Here is a 3522-nt window from a genome sequence, read left to right as displayed (position 1 = left end):
CGCCGCGGCCGCTCGTGGGAGGATCGAAGGAGGCGGGCCAGGGCCGCGCACCCGGCCGCGCCGCAGCAGTTCGCAGTCCGGGCGCGAGGATGAGGAGCACCGTTGAGCAGGTTGCGCTGGCTGACCGCGGGGGAGTCGCACGGCCCCGCACTCGTCGCGACGCTGGAGGGTCTTCCCGCCGGCGTGCCGATCACCACGGACATCGTGGCCGACCACCTGGCCCGGCGGCGCCTCGGCTACGGACGCGGCGCGCGGATGAAGTTCGAGCGCGACGAGGTGACCTTCCTCGGCGGCGTACGGCACGGCCTGACCATGGGATCGCCCGTCGCGATCATGGTCGGCAACACCGAGTGGCCCAAGTGGGAACAGGTCATGTCGGCCGATCCGGTCGACCCCGACGTCCTCGCCGAACTCGCCCGCAACGCCCCGCTGACCCGCCCGAGGCCCGGCCACGCCGACCTCGCGGGGATGCAGAAGTACGGCTTCGACGAGGCGCGCCCCGTCCTGGAGCGCGCGAGCGCCCGCGAGACGGCGGCCCGTGTCGCCCTCGGCGCCGTCGCCCGCTCGTACCTGAAGGAGACCGCCGGCATCGAGGTCGTCTCGCACGTGGTCGAACTGGCGGGCGCGAAGGCGCCGTACGGCGTGCTCCCCACGCCCGCCGACGTGGCGAAGCTGGACGCCGACCCGGTGCGCTGCCTCGACGCCGAGGCCAGCGAGGCGATGGTCGCCGAGATCGACCAGGCCCACAAGGACGGCGACACCCTCGGCGGAGTCGTCGAGGTGCTGGCGTACGGCGTGCCCGTCGGGCTCGGCTCGCACGTCCACTGGGACCGCAGGCTCGACGCCCGCCTCGCAGCGGCCCTGATGGGCATCCAGGCCATCAAGGGCGTCGAGATCGGCGACGGCTTCGGCCTCGCCCGGGTGCCCGGGTCGCAGGCGCACGACGAGATCGTGATGACCGACGACGGCATCAGGCGTACGACGGGCCACTCCGGCGGCACCGAGGGCGGCCTGACCACCGGCGAGCTGCTGCGCGTACGGGCGGCGATGAAGCCCATCGCGACCGTGCCCCGCGCGCTCGCCACCGTCGACGTCGTCACCGGTGAGGCCACGAAGGCGCACCACCAGCGCTCCGACGTGTGTGCCGTACCCGCGGCGGGCATCGTCGCCGAGGCGATGGTCGCGCTGACGCTGGCCGACGCGGTGGCCGAGAAGTTCGGCGGCGACAGCGTGCCGGAGACGCGGCGCAACGTCCGCTCGTACCTCGAGAACCTGGCGATCCGATGAGCGGCCCGGAGAGCGGCCCCGCTGTGGTGCTGGTGGGCCCGATGGGCGTCGGGAAATCCACCGTCGGCGAGCTGCTCGCCGAACGTCTCGGAACGCGCTACCGCGACACGGACGCCGACATCGTCGCGGCCGAGGGACGGTCGGTCTCCGACATCTTCGTCGACGCGGGCGAGCCGTACTTCCGCGAGCTGGAGCGGGAAGCGGTACGGGTCGCACTCGCCGAGCACCCGGGCGTGCTCGCACTCGGCGGCGGCGCCGTCCTCGACGCGACCACCCGGGAGCGGCTCGCCGGGCTGCCCGTCGTCTATCTGACGATGGAGGCCGGCGAGGCGATCAAGCGGGTCGGGCTCAACACGGCGCGCCCGCTGCTGGCCGTCAACCCGCGCCAGCAGTGGAAACTGCTGATGGAGGCCCGCCGTCAGCTCTACACCGACGTGGCCCGTGCGGTGGTCGCGACGGACGACCGCACCCCGGAAGAGGTCGCACAGGCCGTCCTCGACTCACTCGAATTGAAGGATGTATGACGACCGACCAGACAGTCACCCGCATCCAGGTCGGCGGCACCGCGGGCTCCGAGCCGTACGAGGTGCTGGTGGGCAGGCAGCTCCTCGGCGAGCTTCCTGGCCTCATCGGCCGCGCCCAGCGGGTCGCCGTACTGCACCCCGAGGCGCTCGCCGAGACGGGCGAGGCGCTGCGCCAGGACCTCGCCGACGGCGGGTACGAGGCCGTGGCGATCCAGGTGCCGAACGCCGAGGAGGCCAAGACCGCCGAGGTCGCCGCGTACTGCTGGAAGGCGCTCGGTCAGACCGGCTTCACCCGTACCGATGTGATCATCGGTGTGGGCGGCGGCTCCACCACCGACCTGGCCGGGTTCGTCGCCGCCACCTGGCTGCGCGGGGTGCGCTGGATCGCCGTACCGACGACCGTGCTCGGCATGGTCGACGCGGCCGTCGGCGGCAAGACCGGCATCAACACCGCCGAGGGCAAGAACCTGGTCGGCGCCTTCCACCCGCCGGCCGGGGTGCTCTGCGACCTCGCGGCGCTGGACTCGCTCGGCGTCAACGACTACGTCAGCGGCATGGCCGAGATCATCAAGGCGGGCTTCATCGCCGATCCGGTGATCCTCGACCTGGTCGAGGCCGACCCCGAGGGCGCCCGTACGCCGGCCGGACCGCACACCGCCGAGCTGATCGAGCGCTCGATCCGGGTGAAGGCCGAGGTCGTCTCCAGCGACCTCAAGGAGTCCGGACTCCGCGAGATCCTCAACTACGGCCACACCCTGGCGCACGCGATCGAGAAGAACGAGCGCTACAAGTGGCGCCACGGCGCCGCCGTCTCCGTCGGCATGGCCTTCGCCGCCGAACTCGGCCGCCTCGCCGGCCGGCTCGACGACGCGACGGCCGACCGGCACCGCGCGGTGCTCGCGTCCGTCGGCCTGCCCCTGACGTACCGGGGCGACCAGTGGCCCAAGCTCGTGGAGAACATGAAGCTCGACAAGAAGTCGCGCGGCGACGTGCTGCGCTTCATCGTCCTCGACGGCCTGGCCAAGCCGACCGTGCTCGAAGGCCCCGACCCCGCCGTGCTGCTCGCCGCCTACGGGGAGGTGTCGGCATGACCCGCCGGGTCCTCGTCGTCAACGGGCCGAACCTCGGCCGGCTCGGCTCGCGGGAGCCGGACGTCTACGGCGCCACCTCGTACGCCGGACTGGTCGAGGCCTGCCGGACCCTCGGCAAGGAGCTGGACTTCGACGTCGACGTACGCGAGACGAACGACGAGGGCGAGCTGATCCGCTGGCTCCACGAGGCCGCCGACGGATCGATTCCGGTCGTTCTCAACCCGGGCGCCTTCACGCACTACTCGTACGCGATGCGCGACGCGGCAGCTCAGCGCACCGCGCCGCTCATCGAGGTGCACATCTCGAACCCGTACGCACGCGAGGAATTCAGGCACACATCGGTGGTCGCCGGTGTCGCCAGCGGTACGGTCGCGGGCTTCGGAATCGGCTCGTACCGCCTCGCGCTGCGGGCCCTCGCGGAGGAACTGACGGGCTGACAGGCAGGCGGACCTGCCCGGCCGTTCCCACGAGGGCGGCCGGGGACGGTACCGTTCGGCAGCAGGCGACCCCGCGGGGGGCGCGCACCAGCGTCAGTCGCACGAGACGGAGTGGCACCGGAATGCAGCACGCAGTGGGGGCTCCGCTGCCGCCTCCCCAGGGACACCCTCACGGGCAGCCGC

At 72.5% G+C, this 3522-nt stretch carries 4 protein-coding genes; all 4 read left to right on the top strand.

Annotation, left to right across the window (positions count from 1 at the left end):
• Nucleotides 1-102: 102 nt before the first annotated feature.
• From aroC to aroQ, 4 genes are read left to right on the top strand one after another with little or no spacing between them, the layout of a single operon-like run.
• Nucleotides 103-1287, top strand: coding sequence for a chorismate synthase (aroC, locus tag QR77_RS05255; RefSeq protein ID WP_040019933.1), 1185 nt, complete (start codon nt 103-105; stop codon nt 1285-1287).
• Entirely contained in the window at nt 1284-1811 is a 528-nt protein-coding gene (locus QR77_RS05250; RefSeq protein WP_040019932.1) for a shikimate kinase, read from the top strand. The genes aroC and QR77_RS05250 overlap by 4 nt, the downstream gene beginning before the upstream one ends.
• On the top strand, nt 1808-2902 hold the full coding sequence (aroB, locus tag QR77_RS05245; protein ID WP_040019930.1) for a 3-dehydroquinate synthase: 1095 nt from the start codon (nt 1808-1810) through the stop codon (nt 2900-2902). Before QR77_RS05250 ends, aroB begins: the two co-directional genes overlap by 4 nt.
• Nucleotides 2899-3339 carry a type II 3-dehydroquinate dehydratase gene (gene aroQ, locus QR77_RS05240; RefSeq protein WP_040019929.1) on the top strand — a complete coding sequence of 147 codons (441 nt, stop codon included), beginning with the start codon at nt 2899-2901 and terminating at the stop codon, nt 3337-3339. Before aroB ends, aroQ begins: the two co-directional genes overlap by 4 nt.
• Nucleotides 3340-3522 lie beyond the last annotated feature (183 nt).

Origin of the sequence: Streptomyces sp. 150FB (assembly GCF_000818195.1) — a bacterium.
GTDB lineage: Bacteria > Actinomycetota > Actinomycetes > Streptomycetales > Streptomycetaceae > Streptomyces.
This window is presented reverse-complemented; position numbering and strand designations above follow the sequence as displayed.